Here is a 24881-nt window from a genome sequence, read left to right on the forward strand (position 1 = left end):
TTACTGCGCCACTGCAGCCCTCTCTCTTAAGAAGTCTTGTGCTGACATGCGCTGCCCACCCTTTGTTCGTACCGATACTTCTGCCCCACGTCGTTCTCTACCACTACTACCACGAATGATAATGAAAATATGGTAAGCTTCATCTCTACTACGAAATGCCGAAATTAATCTATTCGCGTTTTGATCGACCCAGTTGCGCCTGATACTGGGATCATTAAACAAATCTTGCAGGAATTCAGCCTCCGCTTGAATCCCCATAGGATGAACGCGATTCCATTCTGCCCCCACATCTGCCATGCCTAGACGACGGTTATAATTCCTTACATTAAAACGCTCCGTTAAAAAATGGATCATAAGCGATTGAAAGCCAATATCATCACTGGCCATTAAATCATCCAGATCCACATAGCCCAATTGCAGGCTATCGATTAATAGTGGACCGCCTGCAACATAACCTACACCAGAAATAAGTCGCATAGGTACAATATCTTCTTGATCAATAAAACCCTGAATCCTGCGATCAAACGGGCTGAGTGCATCGACATTAACAATATTATAACGAAGTACTCCAGCATCAAGTCGATATTCCATTCCAGAGGATAGGCCATTCATTCGATCAATAATTTCCTGCCGCCGTTCAAAAGCAGATGCTTCCCCTCGCCCCGGTGGACGCATTTGAATTTCCCTTTGCAAGCTAGGCATATTCCCTGTCTGACTTGATTGTGTTCTGCCTGTTTGCTGTAATACATGTGTTAACTCATGTGCAGTTAAAGTACTTCTATTAGCGGCTTTACCCACCCCAAAATAAATATCTTGTTGATGGGTAAACGCCTGAGCATTGAGGACATGATTTAATTGTGCAGCCCCTGGATCAGTATGAACACGCACTTGAGAGAAATCAGCACCAAAGCGTGGTTCCATATAATGACGTACGTTATCCGGTAGTGGACGACCGGTACTATTACGATTCAACACACCTGTTAACGGTGTATATGAGCGACTCATTTTTTTCTGAAGCGTTTGGTTTTTTTCTGATGAATTACGATCTAATGCATTATTAATTGAACTGCTCGAAGGCTTGAAATATTCTTGCCCCATCACCATAGAAGCGGTGCGATCAGCCTCTTGCTCATACTTATCATTAGGGGTGTTTACTTTCAGTTTTGTTTGTATACTGCCAAGCCTGTATTGCGTATGCAGAATGTGATCAACTGCTCGAGCCTGGCCTTTGATTTTACGCTTTGTAGGGGAAAATATTGCTGATTGTGTGTCTTTTACTTTGTGAGCGAAACTATACATAATCAATTTCCTTGCAATGATGCCTTGTTGTGTATCTTCCTATTATTAGTGTAGCTCAAATTAAGACTTTAGCCCAAGGCATATTAAAGAATTTCTGGTGACATTAAACCAAATCCCTTGCGTCACGTCATGAATTATATTTTTTCTAATCAGTGTACCTTTTATACCTGCTGATTTTTTATTATAAACGACGACTTAGGCCAGCGATACGAGCAAAGGTATAGGAAACGCTTAATCCGAGACCAGCTCCAATGAAGAAAAACCACACATATTCTTGCACCGTATAGTCATCACGAAAACCAACTATTGCACTCAAAGCAAAAATGACCACAGCACTTCCTAAAAGCATCCCTGACAAAGATAATGAGGTTAAACTCAAACACTTAAATTGCATAAGAATAAAATAGATCGGCATGCCCAATATTGCTGTGACTGCATAGCTGACAGGTATAGCAAAATAAAAGAACATTAAGGCAATCATATAAAAATCTTTGAAACTATTTATTTGTTCTGAACCGCCTAGAATCAAAGAGCCTATAAAATACACTATTGGTGCTACAAGCGGAGCAATAAAAAATGCTTTAATGGGCTTTATAATTTTCTGCATAATAATTTTTCAGATACTGTTCTCAAATGTTAATTTTACCCACCTCGACGCCATTGATGGAATTTTTCTAACCAGCCCAATATTTTTTCTGGCTTATGTGCCTGCTTCCATTGACCAGCCACATATTTATTGGCCTCTGCCAGTGTGGGGTAAATGTGAATGGTTGATAATATTTTATTCAGGCCAATACCATGACGCATGGCAGATACATATTCAGCAATTAAATCACCGGCATGTTCACCAACAATAGTAACCCCCAAAATTTTATCTTTACCGGGAACGGTTAATACTTTTATAAAACCATGGGCTTCTTCATCTGCAATTGCACGATCCAGATCATCAATTTCAAATTGACTGAGTTCATAAGCAATGTTTTGCTCTTTTGCTTCCAGTTCATTTAAGCCTACACGTGCCACTTCAGGATCGGTAAAGGTTGCCCAGGGGATCACTGAATAATCTGCCTTAAAGGCTTTAAAACCACGAAACAAACTGTTCACTGAGGCATACCAAGCCTGATGTGCCGCCGTATGGGTAAACTGATAGGGGCCTGCGACATCGCCGCAGGCATAGATATTAGGGAATTTTGTTTGTAAATATTCATTAACAGCAATTGTACCTTGTTTGGCTAATGGTATATCCAACACTTCTAAGCCAAAACCTGTTACGTTAGCTTTACGTCCTAACGCAATGAGCAGCTGATCAAAAACAATACTCACTTCCAGGCTATTTTTATCTGTACAAATCAGGGTCTTTTGGCCATCAATCAGTTCAAAGCGCTGTGCCTGATGTTGTAGGCGCAAATCAACCCCTTCTTGCTTAAATCGTGCTTGAACAATCTCCGATACTTCTGGATCTTCACGCTTCATTAAACGACTATTGCGTTCTACCTGTATGACTTGACTGCCCAAGCGGGCAAAGCTCTGTGCCAGCTCACAGCCAATAGGCCCGCCACCGAGAATTAAAAAACGCTTGGGCAACGCTTCTAAGTCCCACAAATTATCTGAAGTCAAATAGCCGACCTCATCCAAGCCTGGTAATGCAGGGACAAAGGGACGCGCACCGGTGGCTATTACAATGTTCTTTGTTGATAGCGTATGGCCATTAATTTCAACACTAAAAGGCGAGGTGATTTTGGCCTCACCCTGCAGGCATTCAACGCCTAGCTTTGAGTAACGTTCGACGGAGTCATGGGGTTCAACCAGGCTAATGACTCGACGCACCCGTTGCATAATATCTTTAAAGTCAAAGTCTGTTTCACTCGCCTTAAAACCAAATTCTTGGGCCCTTGAAACATGGGATTTGAATTTTGCCGAGCGAATTAATGCCTTTGAAGGCACGCAACCGGTGTTGAGACAATCGCCACCCATTTTATTTTTTTCTATCAAGGTCACTTTAGCTTTCACAGCAGCGGCAATATAGGAAGTAACCAAACCGGCTGCACCGGCACCAATAACAATCAAATTCCGATCAAAAGTTTTAGGTTTGCTATAGCCTTTATAAACCTGATTTGCCTTAATAATATTTAATATTTTTTTGGCTAATAAAGGAAAAATACCTAATAGTGTGAAGGAAATGATTAAGGGCAAAGATAAAATCCCTGATGCCGATTCCAACTGCCCTAATTGAGTGCCGGCATTGATATAAACAGCAGTCCCAGCTAACATCCCTAACTGACTCACCCAATAAAATGTGCGGGTTTTTATCGGTGTTAATGCCATTACAAGGTTGATCATAAAAAAAGGAAAGGCTGGAACCAGTCTCAGGGTAAAAAGGTAGAATGCACCTTCCTTTTCAATCCCTTCATTGATTCGTTGCAGGTGCTTGCCAAAACGATTTTGTACACTATCTCGCAATAAAAAGCGCGCCACCAAAAATGCCAGTGTTGCACCAATGCTACTGGCAAAAGAAATTAAAATTAAACCCCAGGTAAAGCCAAACACTGCACCACCCATCAAAGTCAGTAGCGTTGCCCCCGGTACAGAAAGTGCCACAGATACAATATAGATGACAAAAAAGCTCATTGAAACTAACCAGGGATTTTGCTGATAGTAGTCATTAAATTGCAATTGATTGGCTTTTAAGTAAGAAAAACTTAAATATTGGGATAAATCAAAGGCAAAAAAGGCGCTTATCGCAATGGCCACCAGACTTAGAACAAGTATTTTTTGATAGTTGTTTTTATTTGTAGACATGCTTTTTGTAGACATAGAGTGCCTTTTATTTATAGGTTAATTTCTCTAAGAAATTTTAATCACTATTATGTTCAATAAATAGCCGTATTACTACAGATAAGCCTTCGGTTATTACTTAACTTAGCTTCTCCTTATAAAGAACTAGCGATTAATTGACATCCATCAAGAAATACATTGAATAAAATCGACAAAACACTCCTATTTATTGTATAAGTAGATATGTTATATGAGTTGTATAGGTATAGATGTTAGATAGTGCCCACCCTACCGGTCAAAATTATCAAATAATTCTAGAATAAACGGATGGACACTAGATAGGTAGAATAATAGTAGCGAAATCACATAATCAAACAGGAATGAATCATGTTTAGCTGGTTTTTAAAATTACTTGGCATCGAAGAAGACAGACCAAGCGCACCGAATAATGCTTATCTACAAGCTACCAAAAAAAATGACACGGCATCAAGTGAGTTGACTCAATCGAAATCGGAAGTTGAAGTAGAAACAAAAGCTGAAATAGCACCAGAAATACAGCCGTCAGTTGCTACACCTGAGCAACAAGCATCCCCCGAAGCAGAAGTTCGAAAAGAAGACACCGTAAAATCACCTGAACCAGATGATAAAGTAGCAACGCCTGAACTCAAGTCTTTAGCGGATGAATATCCAACTTTAAAAACAAATTATATCAAAATACTAGAGGAAGCAGGCCTCACCAATAAGGCTGCAATTAGTGTCGCTAGCGATAAGGACCTATTAGCCTTAAAAGGCATAGGCAAGGCTAGCTTAAAGATATTACGCGGTTAGAAATATTACGCAGTTAAAAATATTGCACAGCTAAAATCAGCCTTTTCTAATCAACTTCGACCATTTTTTCGGTCCACTCAGGTGGACTGAATCACCCCGCACATCAACACCAACCGTCACTGGCATGTCTTTCACTTCAAATTCATAAATGGCTTCCATACCCAGTTCTTTATAGGCAATCACCGTTGATTTTTCTATCGCCTTAGCAATTAAATACGCTGCACCACCCACGGCAATTAAATATACCGCGCGATGTTTTTTAATGGCTTCAATGGCAATAGGACCTCGCTCTGCCTTACCGATCATGCCAATTAAACCGGTCTCAGCTAACATAGTTTTTGTGTATTTATCCATACGAGTCGCCGTTGTAGGCCCTGCGGGACCAACGGATTCACCTGCGATAGGATCAACGGGGCCGACATAATAAATAAAGCGATTTTTAAAATTCACCCCCTCTGGCAGTGACTCACCTTTGGCCAGCGTATCGACAATGCGTTTATGAGCTGCATCTCGCCCGGTGAGCAATTTGCCATTAAGCAATAATTGCTCGCCTGTCTTCCAATTTTGTACGTCTTCATGGGTCAAGGAATCTAAATCCACCCGCCGTGCCGTGGGTGAAGCAGTCCAGGTCACTGCAGGCCAATCTTCCAGAGCAGGAGGGGTAAATACGGCAGGACCGGAGCCATCTAAAACGAAATGGGTATGTCGGGTCGCGGCACAATTGGGAATAATGGCCACCGGTAATGACGCAGCATGGGTTGGATAATCCAGCACTTTGACATCAACAACCGTTGTTAGCCCGCCTAAGCCCTGTGCACCAACCCCAAGAGCATTAATTTTTTCATATAATTCCAGGCGTAATTGTTCCGGACGACTGAGTTCAGCACCATTTTGAGATCGCTGTATTAATTCTTGAATGTTGACCGGTTCTAAAAGTGATTCTTTAGCCAGTAGCATGGCTTTTTCTGGTGTACCGCCAATTCCTACACCCATAATCCCCGGCGGACACCAGCCTGCGCCCATCTCGCTCACCGACTTGATGATCCATTCAACCAGATCATCACTGGGATTCAAGGCGGCAAATTTGGCCTTGTTTTCGGAGCCGCCACCCTTGGCAGCCAGTTTTACGCTGACCTTGTCGCCTGGCACGATGCGTGTATGAATAACTGCCGGGGTATTATCTTTGGTGTTAATGCGCGCCCCCGCAGGATCGGATAACACCGAAGCACGTAAAACATTATCAGGATGTGTATAAGCGCGGCGAACGCCTTCATTGATCATCTCATCCAAACTCATATTGGCATCCCATTGCACCTGCATACCAATATCTAAAAACACCACCGCAATGCCCGTGTCCTGACAAATGGGGCGATGCCCTTCAGCACAGAGACGGGAATTATATAAAATCTGGGCAATGGCATCTTTGGCTGCTTTTGACTGTTCCATGTCATAGGCTGCACCTAATGCCTGAATATAATCTTTGGGGTGATAATAAGAGATAAATTGAAAGGCATCAGCAATGCTTTGGATAAGATCGTCTTGTTTGATGGTCGTCATGATGATTCTGTTCCCCACGGTGTTGAGCTAATATGATCATAGCATAATGTGATCAATAAATTCAGTTAGGTAATTTTTTTATAAACAGCTATAGTTATAGCAACGTGTTCCTAAATAATAAGAAAAATAGAGAAAATAAGGATATTTGTGTCTGAACAACACTTACAAATCATTCATGATTATGTGGATAAAATGCCTAGTTTATCCACCACCGTCACCAAAGTGCTGGAAGTTTGTGATCAGCCTAATGTCTCGGCCAATGATCTGAATAAAATCATTTCCCTCGATCCGATATTAACGGGCAATGTCCTCAAGCTGATTAATTCCGCCTATTATGCCTTACCCAATCAAATTACCTCTCTAACCCGTGCGATCATTGTTTTAGGGCTCAATACAGTAAAAAATCTGGCACTGAGTACCGCTGTTTTAGGCACCATGAAAGAAAGTAATCAGTCCAGTTTTTCTATGGATGACTTTTGGATGCACTCAATTTGTGTCGGGGTTGCCGCCAAGGCCATTGCAGTGGAACTAAAAGTACCTGCCAATCAACGTGAAGAGTATTTTCTGGCAGGCTTATTACATGATTTGGGTAAAATACCCATGGCGCATTGTTTTAGTGATGAATATGACTGCTGTCTGGCAAGTGCCTATGAGCAACAAATACCTCTGTATGAAGCGGAAACAGCCATTTTCAGTTCTAACCACCAACACTTTGGCAGTATTATTGCCGGCAAATGGAAGTTAGGCGATAGTATTGTCGAAACCATGAAATACCACCACCAACCGGAAAAATCAGACCAAGCTCACAGGCTGTTAATTTCCAGTGTGGCAATTGCTGATCTTTATGCTAATATTTTTAGCATTGGCTCTGCTGGCAATCACTTTGAGTCAGAAGAACAAATTGCCTTACTTTTTGAGCAAAATCCGCTATCATGGGAGACTTTAGTGTCATTACATGAGACTATTCAAGAAGCAATTGAAAAAGCATCTATTTTTCTTAAACTGGCTTAACATTAATTAAGAAAACAGTTAAAACAACAATTAAAATAACTGTTAAAATACAGAATATAAAAAGCTCAGGCTTATAGGGTACATAAGTTCAAGGTCTAAATGTGAAAATGTTAATAAAGTTCTGGGGTGTCAGGGGTTCAATCCCTTGCCCCGGAAGCTCTACCGTAAAATATGGGGGAAATACTCCCTGCCTTGAGATCTTCTTCCCTGAAGTGAATAGACTGATCATCATTGATGCTGGTTCAGGCCTTAGAGAACTGGGCAATGAGCTCATGAACCGTCCACCACCCGTAGAAGCACACCTATTTTTGACCCACACCCACTGGGATCACATTATGGGTTTTCCTTTTTTTGTGCCTGCCTATATCCCCGGCACCCATATTCGTGTTTATGGTCCGGTAACTTACGAAGAAGATACCTTAGAAAAAGTCGTGGGTGGGCAAATGACCTATCGTTATTTTCCCATTCGTGAAGCAGAGCTGGCAGCCAATATTCAATATTTCAGCCTCAAAGAAGAAGAAATTGATTTAGGTGATGGTATCATCATTAAAACCAAATACTTGAACCATCCAGTATTATGCTTGGGCTATCGCATTGAGTATCAGGGCAAAGTCTTTTGTACCGCCTATGATACCGAAGTTTTCCGTAATGTATTCATCACCGATCCCGATGATCCGGACTATGATGAAGAAATGGCCAGAGAAGGTGACTTGGTTGCCAACGAACAAAATGCTATGATTGAACAATTCTACGAAGGTGCCGATCTGTTAGTACATGACAGCCAATACACTCAAGAAGAATATGAACAAAAATACACCGGCTGGGGACATGGTTATGTCGAATATGTTTGTCAGGCGGCTCAACAAAAACAAGTCAAAAAACTGGCCTTATTTCACCACGATCCACTTCGTACCGATGAACAATTGGACGAATTAACAGAAAAATTCTGTAATAAGGAACATTGTGGTGATATGGAAGCGTTTTTTGCCAAAGAAGGTATGGTTATCGAACTATGATTAAGACTTATCCAGAAGATTTATTTGATGAAATTAAACTATTGTCCAAATTCCCTGAAGAATCACACATAGAAGGTTTAAAAATTCATCACGACGCTGACCCAATATTAGTGAAGTCCGCACAATCACTTTTTAACAAGGGTATTATCACCCAATTAGATGGTGGCTATCTAACCGATAGCGGTCGTGAAATGGTCGAACACTTGCATACGGTACTAGATACCATAAACCAGCAAGCCTAAGCACATCAATCATTAGCAGAGCCTTCAGCTATTAAGAGCCTTCAGCGTATTAAGAGCCTTCAGCCATTAAAAAGCCTTCAGCTCTGCCAGTGATTCACTACCACTCAATGCCTTCCTGTGCTTTAATGCCTTGATTAAAGGCATGTTTCACCGGATTGATCTCACTCACTGTATCGGCTAATTCAATGAGCTCTTTGGCTGCTGCTCGCCCGGTAATAATGACATTTTGTATCTTGGGACGATTGTTAATGGCCGTCACCAATTCAGCAATATCAAGATACTTATATTTGAACATATAGGTAATTTCATCCAGCACAATCAAATGACAATTCGGATCACTGAATAATGGCTTGATCTGTTGCCAGACATCAAGCGCCGCCTGTTTATCCTGCTCAAAATTCTGCGTATTCCAAGTGAAGCCCGTATCCATGGTATAGCTCACTAAATTCTGAGTGCCTGCAAAAAATCGCGTTTCACCGCAATCCCACTGCCCCTTAATAAATTGCACCAGAGCACATTGGTGACCATGCCCTAAACTTCTGAGCAAAGTGCCCAATGCCGAGGTGGTTTTCCCCTTGCCATTGCCAGTGATCACTATCACCACACCCTGCTCAATGGTGGCTTTCTCAATTTTGGCATCCACCACTTTTTTATGCCGCTTCATGCGCTCATTATGGCGCTGTGCTTTTTCTTCGCTCATTTCTCTCTCAACTTCATTAAATCCGGAGTATTCCGTTAGCCTAATTGCGCTTATAATAGGCTTTTGAATGATATTTCTCAATCGCTAAATGTTAAGGCAGTGTGAGTAGACCCATGACACTTGGAAATGCCTTGCTGCGCCCTGAAAGAAGTGCCCTTGGGGTGCATTTCCAAGTGTCATGGGTATATATTTGCAGTATACTGATTTTTAGTCAATTAAGTGGTCGCAAGGTGAGGTTTATGAGTAAGGCTTTAGTCGTTTTGTCCGGTGGCCAGGATTCCACCACCTGTCTGTATTGGGCTATTAAAGAATTTGGTCGGGAAAATGTCAGCAGTCTCAGCTTTGACTACGGACAACGCCATAAAATTGAATTAGATGCCGCCAAAAAAGTGGCTGAAATTGCCGCCATTGCCCATACCATTCTACCCATTGATACGTTTGCAGCACTGGGTGGTAATGCTCTAACCGATAGCATTGAGGTGGCAGATGAAGCAACAGAAAGCAACGATTCAGACAAAACTACGCTACCCAATACTTTTGTCCCTGGCCGTAATCTAATATTTCTCACCTTTGCCGCTGCTTATGCCTATCAGCGTTCCATCGAGCATTTGATCACCGGTGTGGCACAAACGGATTATAGTGGCTATCCGGATTGTCGGGAGAACACTCTCAGCTCTTTGGAACACACCTTGCGACTGGGTATGGAATACAATATTACCATCCATACACCACTGATGAACCTGAATAAATCCGATACGGTGCTCTTAGCTGAAAAATTGGGAGCAATGGATGCTATGGCCTATACCCATACCTGTTATAATGGCGAACAACCACCCTGCGGTCACTGTCAGGCCTGTTTATTACGCGCCAAAGGTTTTGCCGAAGCAAAACGCACTGATCCGCTCATTGAGCGTTGCCAATATTTTAGCAACTAGCATTTAAACCATTAAGACTAAGACCAAGTTATGAGCGAGCAAATTTTTTATCTGGCCACCGTCCCCTTTGAAGCCGCCTGTCAGATAGACATACTACCCGAAGCACACCCTGCAGCCCAATTACATGGCCATAGTTATACCGCATCTGTGCGCGTTCCTATCAGCGCCACTCAAAGCATTGATGAACCGGTGAGCTTTCTCAAAGCCCATTTACAAAATACCATTGAACCGCTTAACTATACTTTTTTAAACCAGCAATTAGACATCCCCACCGATGAAAATCTAGCGCGTTGGATTCATAACAAAACCGACTTGCAAGGCATTGATCGCGTTGCCATCCAAAGCACTCATGATTGCGGTGTGGATCTGGATAATCAGGGTCATGCCCATATCTGGAAACGTTTTCGTTTTGAGGCCGCACACCAATTGCCCAATGTACCCAAAGGCCATCCCTGTGGCAATATGCATGGCCATGGCTTTGAGGTAATTTTACATGCCAATCAAGATCTCAATAACAGCGCAACCTCTAAGGCTTCAGCTGCCAACGCTTCACCGTCAGAAACAGAAAACATCGCTGACATGGGGGTGGATTTTGCGCAAATTGATCACTTCTGGCAAACATTACATCAACAACTAGACTATACCTGTCTGAATGATATTCCCGGTCTGGAAAATCCCACCTCAGAAGTTTTGGCCCGTTGGATATGGCAACAACTAAAACCTGATTTTGAACAATTATCCTGGGTAACAGTCTATGAAACCCATACTTCCGGCTGTCACTATAATGGCGACCATTACCGCATCTGGAAAGAACAACGCTTTGAAAGCGCCTTGAGGCTCAAGTGTGTTCCAGAAAATGACAAACGCAGGCAATTACATGGTCATAGCTATCTGATTCGTCTACATTTGACCGCCCCCTTGGATGAAGTGATGGGCTGGACAGTGGATTATGGTGATGTGAAAAGTTTATTTAAACCTATTTATAAACAATTGGATCATCATCAACTGGATTTATTGGATGGCATTGAAGATGCTGATGTCACTAGTTTGCTCTACTGGATAAAAGCACAAATGGCAGATAGCTTACCCCAACTGGATCGTATCGACTTATTTGAAACACCCGGCTGTGGAGCAATCCTATATTGGGGCGAAGAAGGCCCGGCATTGCCTGATTAAAATAAACAAGGTGCTTCACAATATTACCTATTGATAAGCATAAAATTGTAGGGTGGGCATGGCTTTATCTGCCCACGCGGAGGAATACTTATAAGCTTGTAAGTCTGTCCTGCGTGGGCACAAAAGACGTGCCCACCCTACGCTCTGAATGCAAGTTACTAGAATTTTACCAGTACGCAATAATATGAAGAAGCATAAAAACATTGAGCGATTATATAGATAAAACAACATGAGCTATTCCGTCAAAGAACTTTTTTACACCTTGCAAGGCGAAGGCGCTCAAACAGGGCGTGCCTCAGTATTTTGCCGCTTCACAGGTTGCAATTTATGGAGCGGCTTAGAAAAAGATCGTCATAAAACCGTTTGTCCTTTTTGCGATACTGATTTTGTCGGTACAGATGGCGAGGGCGGTGGAAAATTTGCGAATGCTCAAGTACTGGCTGAGCGTATTATTCAAACTTGGACTAATACTAACAATGGGGGAACAAATCATCCCTCACGTATCAAGCCCTATGTAGTCTTCACCGGCGGTGAACCCTTGTTACAACTGGATGAAGCCTTAATCCACCACCTGCATGAGGCAGGTTTTGAAGTTGCAGTGGAAACCAATGGGACTATCATCGCCCCCCAGGGAATTGACTGGCTTTGTGTCAGCCCCAAGCAAGGCGACAAGCTCCTACAACGCAGCGGCAATGAATTAAAATTGTTATTCCCACTGAAAAATATGCCACCTGCTGAGTTTGAAGCGCTGGACTTTCAGCACTTTTTTTTACAAGCTATTGATGAGGGTGATGACATCAACCACTTGCCTGATGTCATTCAATACTGTCTGGATCACCCTCAATGGCGTATATCTCTGCAAACACATAAATTATTAGGGCTTAAATAATGGATACCTTAACGGTTATTATTATCGGCGTTACTGTATTACTCATTTTGGATTTTTTTCTTATTTCATATTTACGTAAGAAGCGTAAGGATCGTTTTAAAATAATCATTGAAGAGGGCATCATCACGCAAAATAGTGAGCATATTCCCTCAGAGTTTTTATACGATCTGCAACAACTGTCACGCATTAATAAGCCTGACATACTCATTATTAATGGCAGTGGCCTATTGTCCAAGCAACCCGAAATGGAATTTAAAGGCAATGCCAGCGATGATTTGAAAGAAAAAATCAAACAATCATTAATTCTGAGCTTACAATAAATTAAATAAGATTGAGACAGTATGACAGCAACAAGCACTCATTCGGATAATCCTCTTGATAATGTCCGTATCATTTTAATCAATACACAGTTTGCCGGTAATATCGGCGCTGTTGCCCGCGCCATGAAGAACATGGGGCTATCACGCCTTTATCTGGTCAATCCCATCTGTACTTTAGGCAAAGAAGCTTATATCCGCGCCACCAGCGCAACAAATATTTTAGAAAAAGCCATCATTGCCGATACCCTAAGTGAGGTAATCAGTGATTGTCACTTAGTGGTGGGTACTAGCACCCGTGATCGGGGCATGAGTCTACCCTTATTAACCGCCAGAGAAAGTGGCGAACGCATTGCGGCAGAAGCAATTGATGCTCAGGTAGCTATCATTTTTGGTCAGGAAAGTTGCGGTTTACAAAGTGAGGACTTACAGCAATGTAACTTTCATGGCTATATTCCGGCTAACCCTGATTATTCATCACTGAACCTTGGGGCAGCGGTGCAAACTTTTTGCTATGAAATTTTTCAGGCCACAGAAGCAAAACGCACCCAACCCAAAGAATATATCTATGACTATCCTGAGCATCAGGACATGGAATATTTTTATGAACACCTAGAAAAAATTTTAACGGATGTGGATTTTATTGTCACTAATCATCCGGGACAGATGATGCAAAGACTACGGCGTTTATTTAACCGTGCTCGACCCGATCAAAAAGAATTAAATATTTTACGTGGCATATTATCCGCCATCGAAAAAAAATCTAACGACCAGTCTTAGGGTTACATTCTACTAATACGCCCTTTGATCATGAACGGATAAAAACTGTTCTTATGAACTAAGGCGCCTATGGATGAATATCTGATATTTGCGACAATTGGAGGCTTATTGATGCTGACGCTCTTCGTCAATAGCATCGCAGAAGCCTATGAGCAAAAACAACGTGAAAAACGCATAAAGATTCTTGATTACCCACAAAGCTCCGCCATATTTCGATAATTATACTATAATTAAAGTATAGATTATGTGTGGAGTAGAATGATGTCAAAAAATAAAATTCAGTTTCAAGAAGGTTATAGTTTATTTGAGCTTTTTAATGATTATGGCACTGACAAACAGTGCCGACAAGCCTTATTTAAATGGAAATTTCCTGATGGATTTGTTTGCCCAGAGTGTGGCAATAAGACTTATTGCACTCTAGAACATCGCCATCTTTATCAGTGCCACCATTGTCATCATCAGACATCAGCAACCTGTGGGACAATATTTGATAGTACCAAACTGCCTTTATCTAAGTGGTTTTTAGCGATTCATCTTATGACTCAATTGAAGACAGCGGTTTCAGCATTAGAATTAAAGAGACAGCTTAAGGTAAGCTACAATACAGCCTGGAGTATGAAACAAAAGATCATGCAGGTTATGAAAGAACGTGATGACAGTAAACCTTTATCAGGCATCATTCAAATTGATGATGCCTACTGGGGGGTGGTGAGCACAGAGGCGGCTCCAGAGGTCGTGGTTCAGAAAATAAAACACCGTTCGTTGCAGCCGTTTCTACTAATGAAGATGGACACCCGATTGCAATGAATTTAAATGTGCTTAAAGGGTTTAAATCCAGTGAAATAAAACGATGGGCACAAACTCATTTAACACCTGGAAGTACTGTTTACTCAGATGGGTTAAATTGTTTTCCTGCAGTTAAAGAAGCTGACTGTAAGCATGTTCCAATCGTCACGGGTGGTGGTGCGGCAAGTGTTGATAAAATTGAGTTTATCTGGGTTAACACTATGATAGGTAATATTAAAAACTCTATGAAGGGAAGCTATCATTCCATTAACTCAAAACATTTACCTCGGTATCTTGCTGAATGTTGTTATCGGTTTAATAGACGCTTTAACTTAAAAGACATGATGCCAAGGTTTTTATGCGTGGCGATGAAAACGCCACCTATGAATGGAAAGCTCCTAAAAATGGCGGAGCTTTATGGGTAATCAAGTAAAGATTTTACGCATCAAGCAAGGCCTGGATGAACTCAGTGACTTGCTTGATGGTTTAAAAAACTGTGACATCGATGATGGCATCAATCAATTGCTTGCCAATGAAATTATGGTGCGCCTGCAAACCATTCAATCTTTAGACCGCCACTTTCGAGGTATTCAAATGCTCATTGAAGAAGCAAAAGAATCTCAGGGAAATCCACAAAAGAGCAATAGCAATACGAATGTCAAAGATGAGACCGAGTTCAAAAAGAAATTGATCAAAATGGGTCGTCTGATCCGCATGCTCAATTCACGCATCTGGTATTCACACATCAAGCCCGAAAAGTTAAGACAGCATATCAATGATGTTAAGCTTTTACGCTGTGAAAAAATATTCCAATTTCATTCCGATCTCGCCAATGATGCCGTCGAAAAAAAGAATGCCATGCTAGCCAAAGAACAATACTATCATATTCAACATGCCCTCAAAGGTTCCGGCTTGAATTCTCACCCTAGAATAATAGAGCTGATCGAACAAACTGAATTCATGTCACTACAAGTCACTAAAACCATTGCAAATAAACTGCAGCAAGAAGAAAAAGAAGCGCAAGAAGCAAGTGAAGTTGAGGAAAAAACAACTGAGCCTACACCGGATGCTCAAGCTAGACAATAGACTCTAAACTTACATGTTATACTTATACATTTATAATAATATCTATTATCCTAAAATAATCAGTTGAATCGTAGCGAGAGCGACTTAGGCGCTGAAGATTAAGGGTTTTACAGGTTATTTTGGCTTTATTCGTAGTCACCCTACGGGTAAAGTCAAAATGTTCTGGAAAATCCTTAAGATTCAGTGCATAAGGCGGTCACAGTAGGTTCAACTGATTTTTTTAGGATTATCATGAGATTAAGATTCCCTAATTCACTACATAATAACCCCTTAAGGAAATAATAAATGTTAAATACGCATGACGTCGCACCGAGTTTTAGTACTGCTAACGAATTGAATGAAACTATTAATTTAGCCGATTTTATTGGACAGAAGAACGTTGTTTTATATTTTTACCCAAAGGATGATACTACGGGCTGCACCATCGAAGCGAATCAATTTACTGCACTGGCTGATGAGTTTGCTCAATTAGATACGCTAATTATTGGTGTCAGTAAGGATGATTGTGCTTCTCATCAGGCCTTCATAAAAAAATATGCATTGCAGGTCATGTTATTAGCCGATACATCGGGTGAACTCTGTAATGCTTATGGTGTATGGCAAGAGAAAGAAAAAAACGGTATTAAAAAAATGGGCATTGTCCGCTCGACGTTTATCATCGATAAGCAAGGAAATCTAGCCGATGTTGAATACGGTGTTTCAGCCGATGGACATGCACAAGCCGTACGGGAAAAAATCCGCACACTTTAAATTCAATTATTATGTTTATGGCACGGCAATCCCGCCTATGGCTAGCATTGGTAATTTATTTATATCCATCTATACTTTATTGAACTGGCATTATGATTTAATCATAAATAATTACTTAATTTTTAATGGATCATGACTCAATGAGTGAATTGGATACTAATCGACTCTTATTACAATTTGAACAAGCGATTCGGGAAATTAACCGAGAAGAAATTAATCCTAAAATAGCTGAACTCAAAGTAGGTGACTTAAATCCTGTGATCCGTATGGTAGCCAAGTCACGCGCCCAATATTTGCAGGGCTTGTTTGAATTATCTAATAAACAAGATGGCAAATTGCCCGATGCAACACAAATCAAACAGTTAAAAAATATGCGTGAAACCTATGAAGAATTGCTCGAAGCATCCATTGCTCTGGAAGTTGCTATTGAGCGTGGTTATCTCGATGTTGATGACAGTTGAACTATAAAGCGTGTAAAATGGTGCTTTTTCAAATGTAGGCATCGACAATGGGAATCCCCAATCCTGAACATCAGCTTGATCATACTTTTTCTGAAGAAGAGCGAGCTGCAGTCTATAAAACTATTTACTCTCGTCGTGATGTGCGGGGGCAATTCAAACCCGATCCGATCCCCGATGACGTGTTAGCACGCATTATTCAAGCTGCGCACCATGCACCTTCTGTTGGTTTTATGCAACCATGGAATTTCTTACTGATCCAACGTCCTGAAACAAAAAAGAAAATACATGATATTTTTTTAGCCGCCAATGAACAAGCGGCCGATATGTTCGAACCTGAGCAAAGTGTGCAATACAAAAAGCTTAAACTCGAAGGTATTATTGAGTCCCCCATAAATTTAGTCATTACTTGTGATCGTGATCGAGGGGGCTCGGTCATACTGGGACGCACCCACGATAAATCCATGGATTTATTCAGTAGTGTTTGTGCAGTACAAAACCTTTGGTTGGCGGCGCGGGCAGAAGGCGTTGGTCTTGGCTGGGTCAGTATTTTTAATAAAAAAGCTTTAAAACAAGCCTTAAAACTGCCTAAATCAGTCAGCCCTGTGGCCTATTTATGTCTAGGTTATGTCGAACATTTCTATACTGAACCAGAGTTAGAGGTAAAAGGCTGGCGCAAACGTATTCCTGCTGAGGAGCTACTCTGCTTTGAAGAATGGGGTAATACTGATACCACGGGTAATGAAGGATTATATCAGGCGCTAGCAGATAGCAATAATTAAAAAAGCACTGGATTGCAAAATATTATCTAATGTCTGCATTATTTTGTAGATAAATGACATATTTCTACTATATTTAAGTTTGTTAGTTATCAAGCCTCTGATGGCTGATAATGGTTTTTGGCTGATACACTTAGTTTATAGCCAAGGTATAGGAAACATAATGACCAATCCGTCTGAAAAAGAGACTAATAAGCTACTATTTTTTAACGTTTCTCAACCAAAATCTGCTGCGACTAAAACACCCGTTGGTGACAATGTCGAGCCATGGAAAGTCATGATCATTGACGATGATCAGGCCGTACATGATGTCACTTGCCTAGTATTACAAAATTTTTCCTTTGCGGGACGTAAATTACAAATTGTCAGCGGTTATTCCGGTGAAGATGTACAGCGCCTCATGGCCGAGCACACCAATACTGCAGTACTTTTACTCGATGTCGTAATGGAAACAGACGATGCAGGCTTGCAAGCGGTCAAATATATTCGCGATCAATTAAACAATAAATTTGTACGTATTATTTTACGCACTGGCCAGCCGGGCCAGGCACCAGAAAAAAAGATTATTTCAGAATATGATATTAATGACTATCGAGAAAAATCTGAATTAACCGCCCTCAAAATGAATACCGCACTGATTTCAGCACTACGCTCCTATCAAGATTTAAAAACCATTCAGAAACTAGCACTATCCAATGATATGTTAGAGCATATCGTCGAAGAACGTACCTTGAAATTAAGCCAGATTAATCAATCTCTGGAAAACGAAGTCAAGCAACGCACCGAAAGCCAAATGCAGCTCGCAGAAGCTCAGCGTATTGCCCGTATTGGTAGCTGGGAATGGGATCTTAGTAGCAACACCATGAACTGGTCTGATCAAATCTATCACATGTTAGGTCTGAAAATAGCTGAAATTGAGTCATCCTATGATGCCTTTATAGAAAGGATTCACCCCAAAGATAGAACGACTGTCACCGAACGGCATCAACAGGTGATTGCTGACAATAGTCATTTTTTTGAGATTAATCATCGGATCATTAAGCCCGATAATTCCATCAGCTATATTTGCCAGCAAGGTGAAATTTATCTTAATCCAAACACTCAGCAAGTACGCCTGGTCGGTACTTTACAGGATGTCACCGAGCGCCATGAAGCTGAAGAAGCCATGCGTAAATTATCATTGGCAGTAGAGCATACGGCTGATTCTATTATGATCACCGATATTCAGGGTCTTATTGAGTATGTGAACCCTGCTTTTGAGGGCATCACTGGCTATGAGCGCACCGAAGTACTCGGTAAAACCCCCAGTATTCTTAAATCCGGCAAGTTAAAAGAAGCTTTTTATCAGCATATGTGGAAAATCATACTGGCAGGGAAAGTTTTTAGTGATGTGATTGTCAACCGCCGTAAAGATGGTACGCTCTATTATGAAGAAAAAACCATTACCCCGCAAAAAAATGCTCAAGGGGAAATCACCCATTTTATTTCTACCGGTAAAAATATTACCGAACGTATGGAAGCGCAACAACATTTAAAATATCTGGCCTTTCACGATGCGCTAACCGGACTGCCCAATCGTACTCTCTTAAAAGATCGCCTAGAGCAAGCAATCCCCCGAATGAAGTGGCATAAACGTAATATTGCCGTCATGTTTCTCGATCTGGATCGTTTTAAAATTATCAATGATACCCTGGGACATAACATCGGTGACTTACTACTCAAAGAAACCGCTGAACGCTTTGAAGAATGTATACGTCAGGGTGATACAGTTGCCCGTCTAGGAGGGGATGAGTTTGCTATTATGCTCAATGATCTTTCTTCCAATGAAGACGTACCCGTGTTTGCTAAAAAGCTAATCGAATCACTCACTCAACCATTTATCATTGAAAATCAGGAGTTATTTATTTCCACCAGTATTGGTATATCCATGTTTCCCAAAGATGGTGACGATACTCAAACCTTATTAAAAAAAGCCGATATCGCCATGTATCAGGCAAAAGGGAATGGTGGTAATCACTTCTGCTTTTATACTGAAAAAGATAACTCCGAAGCATCGGAACGCTTGGCTCTGGAATCGAAATTACGCCGTGCTTTAGACCGGGGTGAATTTTTTCTACATTACCAAGCACAATTAAATTTAAAAACGCATCGTATTATTGCTCGTGAAGCACTATTACGCTGGTCTCATACGGATTATGTGAATATCAGTCCGGTCCAATTTATCCCCTTATTAGAAGAAACGGGTTTGATTGTGCCCATTGGTGAATGGGTATTACGCGCTGCCTGTCTGGATGAAGTGGCACGTCAAAAAATGGGATTTGAACCTCATCGTGTTGCTGTCAACCTATCCATCAGGCAGTTTCAACAAAATGATTTTGTCAGAACCGTTGAAACCATACTCCATGAAACAGGCATTGAACCGCGCTATTTAGAATTGGAAGTAACAGAAGGTTTGTTAATTAACAATGTATCCGAAGCCGCTAAAATCTTACATCAACTACATGAGCTTGGTGTCATGTTAGCCATTGATGACTTTGGCACAGGTTATTCATCGATGAATTATCTCAAACGCTTACCCTTTGACACACTAAAGGTTGATCGTTCTTTTGTTCGCGATATTATTCATAACCCCGATGATGCGGCAATTGTGACGGCGATCATTACGCTGGCGCATAATATGGACATGGAAGTAGTGGCCGAAGGAGTGGAAACTTACGAGCAATTGGATTTTTTACGTCAGCAGGGCTGCGACGTTATTCAGGGCTACTTATGCAGTAAACCGATTCCCTTTGAAGATGAACAATCTTTTGAAAATATAGGCAGTGCTATTATGGCTTACTTAAACAATAGCAATGAATAAAAAATCGTAGCTTGATTTCGCTCGTTAATAGCAAAATCAAACCATGATTAATTAGGAGTTAGGTATTAAGCAAAATAGCTTTCTAAATCATCTGCTGTACCAATCAATTTGCCATCAATAAACACCTGAGGTGTGGTATGAGCACCCGTGATGGCTGACAAAGAAATATTAGTCACTTCCTGATTTAGTTCAACTTCTTCATAAGGTAGACCCTTGCTAGCTAATAATTCTTTAGCACGCGTACAATGTGGGCAGCCCTTACGCGTGATAATGCTCACTGTTGGTAGTGCCTTCGCATCTGGGTTCAAGTGCTTTAACAAAGTATCCGCATCAGAAACGCCAAACGGGTCGCCGTCTACTTCTGGCTCAATAAACATTTTTTCGATGATGCCATTATCAACAATCATCGCATAACGCCATGAGCGGTCACCGAAGCCCAGGTCACGCTTATCAACCAGCATACCCATGCCTTTTGAGAATTCGCCATTGCCATCAGGGATCATGGTGAGTTTTTCGGCACTCTGATCATCCTGCCAAGCATTCATCACAAAGGTATCATTAACCGATAAACAATAAATATCATCAATACCATTGTCTTTAAAAACTGGAAACAATTCATTGTAGCGTGGTAAATGGCTAGATGAACAAGTCGGAGTGAATGCACCGGGTAGAGCAAAAACAATCACTCGCTTGTTATCAAATAAGTCACTGCTGGTCACATCAACCCACTCACTGTTTTGACGGGTTTTAAAAGTAACTGCTGGTACGTCTTGGCCTTCGCGATTCTCTAACATAATATTTTCACCTGTTTAAAACTTCTTAACAAGAAGCTTGTTATATAAAATTTGCTACTCAATTTGTAGCTGATGGGTGTAGTTTATGCAAAATTTATAAATTAATAAAACAGATTAATTAGAATGTTATAATTGAAAAAATCGATTATACTATTCATACGAGCTAAATTTGCTGTCTCTAGGGAGTTTAATCATGCGCCTACCCAGTCTAAAGCACCTGCATTATTTAATTAATGTTCATAAATATCAACACTTTGGAGATGCGGCCAAGGCTTGTTTTGTTAGCCAGTCAACACTCAGTAGTGGTATTGCAGCGCTGGAAAACGTCTTAGGTGTACGTCTCATTGAGCGGGATAATAAAAAAATATTATTCACTCCCCTGGCAGAGGAGGTGGTCCAGCAGGCTCAGCACATCTTATTAAGCGTAGAAGACTTAACTGAGCAAGTACAGTCCTTTTCCCGCCCCTTTGGTGGTACCTTGAAGCTGGGCGTGATACCCACCATTGCCCCGTTTCTCATTCCACAAATACTGATGATGATCAAGCAGGAGTTTCCTGAGTTAAAGGTTTTCGTCCGTGAAGCGCAAAGCGCTACGGTGTTACAACAACTCAACGAAGGCACACTGGATTTGGTCTTACTTGCCATGCCCTACCCATCAACTGGCGTAGTCATGAAAAGTTTTTATGAAGATCGCTTTTATTTTGCCCAGCATAAAGATTCGCAACTTAACCGCCAAACCAAAACTGAGTCACTCAATGCAGATTATTCCAATTTAGAAGATCATAGCCTGCTATTGCTAGAAGATGGACATTGCCTACGTGATCATGCTTTATCCGCTTGTCATCTACAACGAAGTGAAAAAATAAATGAGTTTGCAGCCAGTAGTTTGCATACTTTGGTGCAGATGGTTAATAACGATTTGGGCGTTACTTTTTTACCTGAAATGGCCATTGCCTCAGGTATTTTAAACAATACTGATATCGTTACCAGTCCACTGGCGGACACTACTAACGACTATCGTGAGATTGGTTTTGCCTGGCGCATTCAATCTAATCGAACCGAAGAATTTGAACAACTATATAAGCTGGTTAAAAAACAAATTAGCCATTTTTTGCCCGCTCCATTTAGGGAAAAGTCAAAGGTGACAAAGTAATACCATGTCACTTTCTACATCTGAGCCTGCATCTAAACATCAGTCTATCGATGCTTTTCTTCTAACACGTCAATGGCGTGATAGTGCCAAGGGTATCGTACTGGATTTCTGGTTTGCCAGTGATAATGGCCCTATTCACGTACTCATTGAAAATCAACAGGCCATCTTTTTTATTTGCCAGGCAGATAGAGTTCAAGTCAGCCATGCTTTATCTGCCTTAGCTGGCGTATCCATCAAAGACTTAAAATTAAAAACATTTTCTCATCAAGCTGTCGCAGGCGTTTATTTTAATTCACAACAAAGCCTGTATCAGGCAAGAGACATTTTAAAACAATTAGACATCAGTCATTATGAAGCCGATATTCGACCGGTAGAACGTTATTTAACCGAACGCTTTCTCAGTGGTCCTGTCAGTATTTATCCCAATACAGCCTCATCAGGGCACAAAAGTTCTGGTCAATTATTTCTTAACCCTAAAATCAAACCACTTGAGAAAGTTCAAGAGCAAAGTCTATTCAAAGTCATGTCACTGGATATAGAAACAGCCTATGATAGCCAGGATTTGTATTCTATTTCTTTACTCTGCGAAGGTTGGCATATTATTTTAATGTTAGGGACAGGGGAAAATGATACTAAAGACATTGAATATTATTCAAGCGAACAAGATTTAATGCTGGCCTTCATCGAATATATTGCTCAACAAGATCCTGATATTTTTATCGGCTGGAATGTGATAAATTTTGATTTTATTTTTTTACAAAAAAAAGCTGATAGTTTAAAAATTTCATTAGCCATTGGCCGTGCTGAAAGTCTGCCGGTATGGCGTAAAGCACAAACAGAACAAAGTCATTATTTTTTATTGATTCCCGGACGTGTGGTGTTGGATGGCATCGATACACTCAAAAGTGCCACCTGGAACTTCCCCAGTTTTTCATTGGAAGCCGTGGGTAATGAGCTATTGGGCCGAGGCAAGCTCATCAAAAAAACCGACCCCAAAAAATCTGCCAGCAATTACGATCCACTCAGTGCCGCCAAAGAAATCAAGCGTTTGTTTCATGAAGATAAATTGGCCCTGGCGGCTTACAATCTTGAAGACTGTCAATTAGTCATTGATATTTTTCACCATACGCATTTAATTGACTTTGTCATCGAGCGGGCACGTTTAACTGGACTGGAAATGGATCGCACTGGCGGTTCAGTCGCCGCCTTTGACAATCAATACCTGCCACGATTACATCGCAAGGGCTTTGTTGCACCGGACATTCATGATCGTGATGAAAATATTTCCGCACCGGGTGGCTATGTCATGAATTCAAAACCTGGCATTTATGATAGTGTTCTGGTACTCGATTATAAGAGCCTATACCCCAGTATTATCCGTACTTTTCGGGTTGATCCTTATGCCCGAGTAAAAGCACAAAAGCTTGATGCTGCTGACTGCGTACCCGGTTTTAATGGGATTAGCTTTGCCCGTGATGATTTTATCCTGCCTGATATTATTAAATCCTTATGGCAAGCACGGGATCAAGCGAAAAAAGATCACAACTCTGCCTTATCACAAGCAATAAAAATCATCATGAATTCTTTTTATGGTGTACTCGGTACAGCAGGCTGCCGGGTGCATGATGCACGATTGACAAGCTCTATCACCTTGCGTGGTCATGAGCTCATGAAACAAACGGCAACAATGATCGAAGCGGAAGGCTATCAGGTTATCTATGGTGATACCGATTCCGTCTTTGTTTCTTTAGGGGGCGCTAAAGAAAAAACCATTGCTGATAAAATTGGGCAGCAATTAATTACTAAAATAAACTTACACTGGAAAAATGAACTCCAGGAAAAATATCATATCGAATCATTTTTAGAAATGGAATATGAAACCCATTATATTCGTTTTTTTATGCCCACCATACGAGGTTCTGATCAGGGCAGTAAAAAACGTTATGCAGGCATGATTCAAACCATTAACAATGGCGAAGTCAAAAATAAAATTATATTCAAAGGACTGGAGACGGTACGCACCGACTGGACCGCCTTATCTCGAGAAGTTCAGCAGGAAATTTACCAACGAATTTTTAATGATTTACCTTATGAAGCCTATTTAAAAGACATTATCCAGAAGTTAAAACAAGGTGATTTTGATGACCAGCTCATTTATCGTAAACGTTTACGGCAAAAATTATCGGATTATAAGAAAAACATTCCTCCCCATGCTCAAGCGGCACTCAAAGCTGAAGCTTATGCCATAGCGGATAGTTCAAAAGAGGCTAATCATGACGCTCATAAGAATCGCTATGAATATGGTGGCTTGATCGATTATGTCATCACCACTAGGGGCCTGAGCCTATTGAATATAATCAACATTCTTTAGATTATGAACATTATATAGAAAAACAAATTGCTCCAGTGGTTGATGCTATTTTAATGGTCGTCGATTCATCATTAGAAAAAATCATTCAAACACAATATGAACTCTTTTAATTTTAACTTGCATATTTATTAACCATCTATACCTACTGTTGCAAAAAAGAACTTAAGGTATTCACTAGGTAAAATGACTATATATCATAATTGATTTTATTTTTTGTTTAATTGTTCACTAATAACACTCTATACAAGCATTATAATCTCATCTTATACCTATTTATTTCCTTGTTTAAGCTTGAAAATGCGCCATCAAAAGATAATAC

General features: G+C 40.8%; 23 protein-coding genes and 1 pseudogene. 18 read left to right on the plus strand and 6 right to left on the minus strand.

Annotation, left to right across the window (positions count from 1 at the left end):
- The 3 genes from JEU79_RS24175 to JEU79_RS24185 all read right to left on the minus strand — a co-directional run bounded on the left by JEU79_RS24175 (position 1) and on the right by JEU79_RS24185 (position 4098).
- Positions 1-1299: an eCIS core domain-containing protein gene (locus JEU79_RS24175; protein ID WP_198266487.1), complete on the minus strand. Its 1299-nt coding sequence runs from the start codon at positions 1297-1299 to the stop codon at positions 1-3.
- Between the two features lie 181 nt (positions 1300-1480).
- Complete coding sequence (locus JEU79_RS24180) at positions 1481-1906, minus strand: hypothetical protein (protein WP_198266488.1); 426 nt, start codon at positions 1904-1906, stop codon at positions 1481-1483.
- 35 nt (positions 1907-1941) lie between these two features.
- Positions 1942-4098: an FAD-dependent oxidoreductase gene (locus JEU79_RS24185; RefSeq protein ID WP_198266489.1), complete on the minus strand. Its 2157-nt coding sequence runs from the start codon at positions 4096-4098 to the stop codon at positions 1942-1944.
- Positions 4099-4461: 363 nt separating this feature from the next.
- On the opposite strand from JEU79_RS24185, the gene JEU79_RS24190 reads away from it, so the two are divergent.
- Positions 4462-4902 (plus strand): hypothetical protein, encoded by a 441-nt coding sequence (locus JEU79_RS24190; protein WP_198266490.1) that lies wholly within the window; start codon positions 4462-4464, stop codon positions 4900-4902.
- Between the two features lie 36 nt (positions 4903-4938).
- Here JEU79_RS24190 and JEU79_RS24195 read toward each other — a convergent pair whose 3' ends face one another.
- A complete protein-coding gene (locus JEU79_RS24195) occupies positions 4939-6459 on the minus strand; it encodes a fumarate hydratase (protein WP_198266491.1) in 1521 nt (506 codons plus the stop codon).
- A 147-nt stretch (positions 6460-6606) separates the two neighbouring features.
- On the opposite strand from JEU79_RS24195, the gene JEU79_RS24200 reads away from it, so the two are divergent.
- From JEU79_RS24200 to JEU79_RS24210, 3 genes are all read left to right on the plus strand, one after another.
- Positions 6607-7470, plus strand: a complete 864-nt coding sequence (locus JEU79_RS24200; RefSeq protein ID WP_246540707.1) for an HDOD domain-containing protein — start codon at positions 6607-6609, stop codon at positions 7468-7470.
- Between the two features lie 212 nt (positions 7471-7682).
- A complete protein-coding gene (locus JEU79_RS24205) occupies positions 7683-8486 on the plus strand; it encodes an MBL fold metallo-hydrolase (RefSeq protein ID WP_343075028.1) in 804 nt (267 codons plus the stop codon).
- Complete coding sequence (locus JEU79_RS24210) at positions 8483-8728, plus strand: TIGR02647 family protein (RefSeq protein WP_198266492.1); 246 nt, start codon at positions 8483-8485, stop codon at positions 8726-8728. The genes JEU79_RS24205 and JEU79_RS24210 overlap by 4 nt, the downstream gene beginning before the upstream one ends.
- 97 nt (positions 8729-8825) lie before the next feature.
- On the opposite strand, the gene cobO is transcribed toward JEU79_RS24210, so the two are convergent.
- Positions 8826-9428, minus strand: a complete 603-nt coding sequence (gene cobO / locus JEU79_RS24215) for a cob(I)yrinic acid a,c-diamide adenosyltransferase (protein WP_198266493.1) — start codon at positions 9426-9428, stop codon at positions 8826-8828.
- 239 nt (positions 9429-9667) lie between these two features.
- Here cobO and queC point away from each other — a divergent pair, with 239 nt between their 5' ends.
- From queC to JEU79_RS24275, 12 genes and pseudogenes are all read left to right on the plus strand, one after another.
- Complete coding sequence (gene queC, locus JEU79_RS24220; RefSeq protein WP_198266494.1) at positions 9668-10363, plus strand: 7-cyano-7-deazaguanine synthase QueC; 696 nt, start codon at positions 9668-9670, stop codon at positions 10361-10363.
- Between the two features lie 30 nt (positions 10364-10393).
- A complete protein-coding gene (locus tag JEU79_RS24225) occupies positions 10394-11539 on the plus strand; it encodes a 6-carboxytetrahydropterin synthase (RefSeq protein ID WP_198266495.1) in 1146 nt (381 codons plus the stop codon).
- Between the two features lie 229 nt (positions 11540-11768).
- Positions 11769-12428 carry a 7-carboxy-7-deazaguanine synthase gene (queE, locus tag JEU79_RS24230; RefSeq protein ID WP_198266496.1) on the plus strand — a complete coding sequence of 220 codons (660 nt, stop codon included), beginning with the start codon at positions 11769-11771 and terminating at the stop codon, positions 12426-12428.
- Positions 12428-12748 carry a hypothetical protein gene (locus tag JEU79_RS24235; RefSeq protein WP_198266497.1) on the plus strand — a complete coding sequence of 107 codons (321 nt, stop codon included), beginning with the start codon at positions 12428-12430 and terminating at the stop codon, positions 12746-12748. Before queE ends, JEU79_RS24235 begins: the two co-directional genes overlap by 1 nt.
- 21 nt (positions 12749-12769) lie before the next feature.
- Entirely contained in the window at positions 12770-13525 is a 756-nt protein-coding gene (trmJ, locus tag JEU79_RS24240) for a tRNA (cytosine(32)/uridine(32)-2'-O)-methyltransferase TrmJ (RefSeq protein ID WP_198266498.1), read from the plus strand.
- A 69-nt stretch (positions 13526-13594) separates the two neighbouring features.
- A complete protein-coding gene (locus tag JEU79_RS24245; protein ID WP_198266499.1) occupies positions 13595-13744 on the plus strand; it encodes a hypothetical protein in 150 nt (49 codons plus the stop codon).
- 42 nt (positions 13745-13786) lie between these two features.
- A pseudogene (locus JEU79_RS24250) lies at positions 13787-14736 on the plus strand (IS1595 family transposase).
- Positions 14729-15397, plus strand: coding sequence for a hypothetical protein (locus JEU79_RS24255; RefSeq protein ID WP_198266500.1), 669 nt, complete (start codon positions 14729-14731; stop codon positions 15395-15397). Before JEU79_RS24250 ends, JEU79_RS24255 begins: the two are co-directional and overlap by 8 nt.
- 285 nt (positions 15398-15682) lie before the next feature.
- Positions 15683-16147: a peroxiredoxin gene (locus tag JEU79_RS24260; RefSeq protein ID WP_198266501.1), complete on the plus strand. Its 465-nt coding sequence runs from the start codon at positions 15683-15685 to the stop codon at positions 16145-16147.
- Positions 16148-16287: 140 nt separating this feature from the next.
- On the plus strand, positions 16288-16608 hold the full coding sequence (locus JEU79_RS24265) for a hypothetical protein (protein WP_198266502.1): 321 nt from the start codon (positions 16288-16290) through the stop codon (positions 16606-16608).
- Between the two features lie 47 nt (positions 16609-16655).
- Positions 16656-17387, plus strand: coding sequence for a 5,6-dimethylbenzimidazole synthase (gene bluB, locus JEU79_RS24270; RefSeq protein ID WP_198266503.1), 732 nt, complete (start codon positions 16656-16658; stop codon positions 17385-17387).
- Positions 17388-17547: 160 nt separating this feature from the next.
- Positions 17548-20244, plus strand: coding sequence for an EAL domain-containing protein (locus JEU79_RS24275; RefSeq protein WP_198266504.1), 2697 nt, complete (start codon positions 17548-17550; stop codon positions 20242-20244).
- Between the two features lie 65 nt (positions 20245-20309).
- On the opposite strand, the gene JEU79_RS24280 is transcribed toward JEU79_RS24275, so the two are convergent.
- Positions 20310-21038, minus strand: a complete 729-nt coding sequence (locus JEU79_RS24280) for a glutathione peroxidase (protein WP_198266505.1) — start codon at positions 21036-21038, stop codon at positions 20310-20312.
- 193 nt (positions 21039-21231) lie between these two features.
- On the opposite strand from JEU79_RS24280, the gene JEU79_RS24285 reads away from it, so the two are divergent.
- On the plus strand, positions 21232-22191 hold the full coding sequence (locus tag JEU79_RS24285; protein ID WP_198266506.1) for a hydrogen peroxide-inducible genes activator: 960 nt from the start codon (positions 21232-21234) through the stop codon (positions 22189-22191).
- Positions 22192-22195: 4 nt separating this feature from the next.
- Positions 22196-24562 (plus strand): DNA polymerase II, encoded by a 2367-nt coding sequence (locus tag JEU79_RS24290; RefSeq protein WP_246540708.1) that lies wholly within the window; start codon positions 22196-22198, stop codon positions 24560-24562.
- Positions 24563-24881: the final 319 nt, after the last annotated feature.

It is taken from the genome of sulfur-oxidizing endosymbiont of Gigantopelta aegis (assembly GCF_016097415.1).
In the GTDB taxonomy this organism is placed as follows: domain Bacteria; phylum Pseudomonadota; class Gammaproteobacteria; order GRL18; family GRL18; genus GRL18.

Excerpts from the sequence above, each read along its gene's own strand:
- JEU79_RS24175 (WP_198266487.1), bottom strand. The coding sequence starts at position 1,299 with ATGTATAGTTTCGCTCACAAAGTAAAAGACACACAATCAGCAATATTT.
- JEU79_RS24180 (WP_198266488.1), bottom strand. The coding sequence starts at position 1,906 with ATGCAGAAAATTATAAAGCCCATTAAAGCATTTTTTATTGCTCCGCTT.
- JEU79_RS24185 (WP_198266489.1), bottom strand. The coding sequence starts at position 4,098 with ATGTCTACAAATAAAAACAACTATCAAAAAATACTTGTTCTAAGTCTG.
- JEU79_RS24190 (WP_198266490.1), top strand. The coding sequence starts at position 4,462 with ATGTTTAGCTGGTTTTTAAAATTACTTGGCATCGAAGAAGACAGACCA.
- JEU79_RS24195 (WP_198266491.1), bottom strand. The coding sequence starts at position 6,459 with ATGACGACCATCAAACAAGACGATCTTATCCAAAGCATTGCTGATGCC.
- JEU79_RS24210 (WP_198266492.1), top strand. The coding sequence starts at position 8,483 with ATGATTAAGACTTATCCAGAAGATTTATTTGATGAAATTAAACTATTG.
- cobO (WP_198266493.1), bottom strand. The coding sequence starts at position 9,428 with ATGAGCGAAGAAAAAGCACAGCGCCATAATGAGCGCATGAAGCGGCAT.
- queC (WP_198266494.1), top strand. The coding sequence starts at position 9,668 with ATGAGTAAGGCTTTAGTCGTTTTGTCCGGTGGCCAGGATTCCACCACC.
- JEU79_RS24225 (WP_198266495.1), top strand. The coding sequence starts at position 10,394 with ATGAGCGAGCAAATTTTTTATCTGGCCACCGTCCCCTTTGAAGCCGCC.
- queE (WP_198266496.1), top strand. The coding sequence starts at position 11,769 with ATGAGCTATTCCGTCAAAGAACTTTTTTACACCTTGCAAGGCGAAGGC.
- JEU79_RS24235 (WP_198266497.1), top strand. The coding sequence starts at position 12,428 with ATGGATACCTTAACGGTTATTATTATCGGCGTTACTGTATTACTCATT.
- trmJ (WP_198266498.1), top strand. The coding sequence starts at position 12,770 with ATGACAGCAACAAGCACTCATTCGGATAATCCTCTTGATAATGTCCGT.
- JEU79_RS24245 (WP_198266499.1), top strand. The coding sequence starts at position 13,595 with ATGGATGAATATCTGATATTTGCGACAATTGGAGGCTTATTGATGCTG.
- JEU79_RS24255 (WP_198266500.1), top strand. The coding sequence starts at position 14,729 with ATGGGTAATCAAGTAAAGATTTTACGCATCAAGCAAGGCCTGGATGAA.
- JEU79_RS24260 (WP_198266501.1), top strand. The coding sequence starts at position 15,683 with ATGTTAAATACGCATGACGTCGCACCGAGTTTTAGTACTGCTAACGAA.
- JEU79_RS24265 (WP_198266502.1), top strand. The coding sequence starts at position 16,288 with ATGAGTGAATTGGATACTAATCGACTCTTATTACAATTTGAACAAGCG.
- bluB (WP_198266503.1), top strand. The coding sequence starts at position 16,656 with ATGGGAATCCCCAATCCTGAACATCAGCTTGATCATACTTTTTCTGAA.
- JEU79_RS24275 (WP_198266504.1), top strand. The coding sequence starts at position 17,548 with ATGACCAATCCGTCTGAAAAAGAGACTAATAAGCTACTATTTTTTAAC.
- JEU79_RS24280 (WP_198266505.1), bottom strand. The coding sequence starts at position 21,038 with ATGTTAGAGAATCGCGAAGGCCAAGACGTACCAGCAGTTACTTTTAAA.
- JEU79_RS24285 (WP_198266506.1), top strand. The coding sequence starts at position 21,232 with ATGCGCCTACCCAGTCTAAAGCACCTGCATTATTTAATTAATGTTCAT.
- JEU79_RS24290 (WP_246540708.1), top strand. The coding sequence starts at position 22,196 with ATGTCACTTTCTACATCTGAGCCTGCATCTAAACATCAGTCTATCGAT.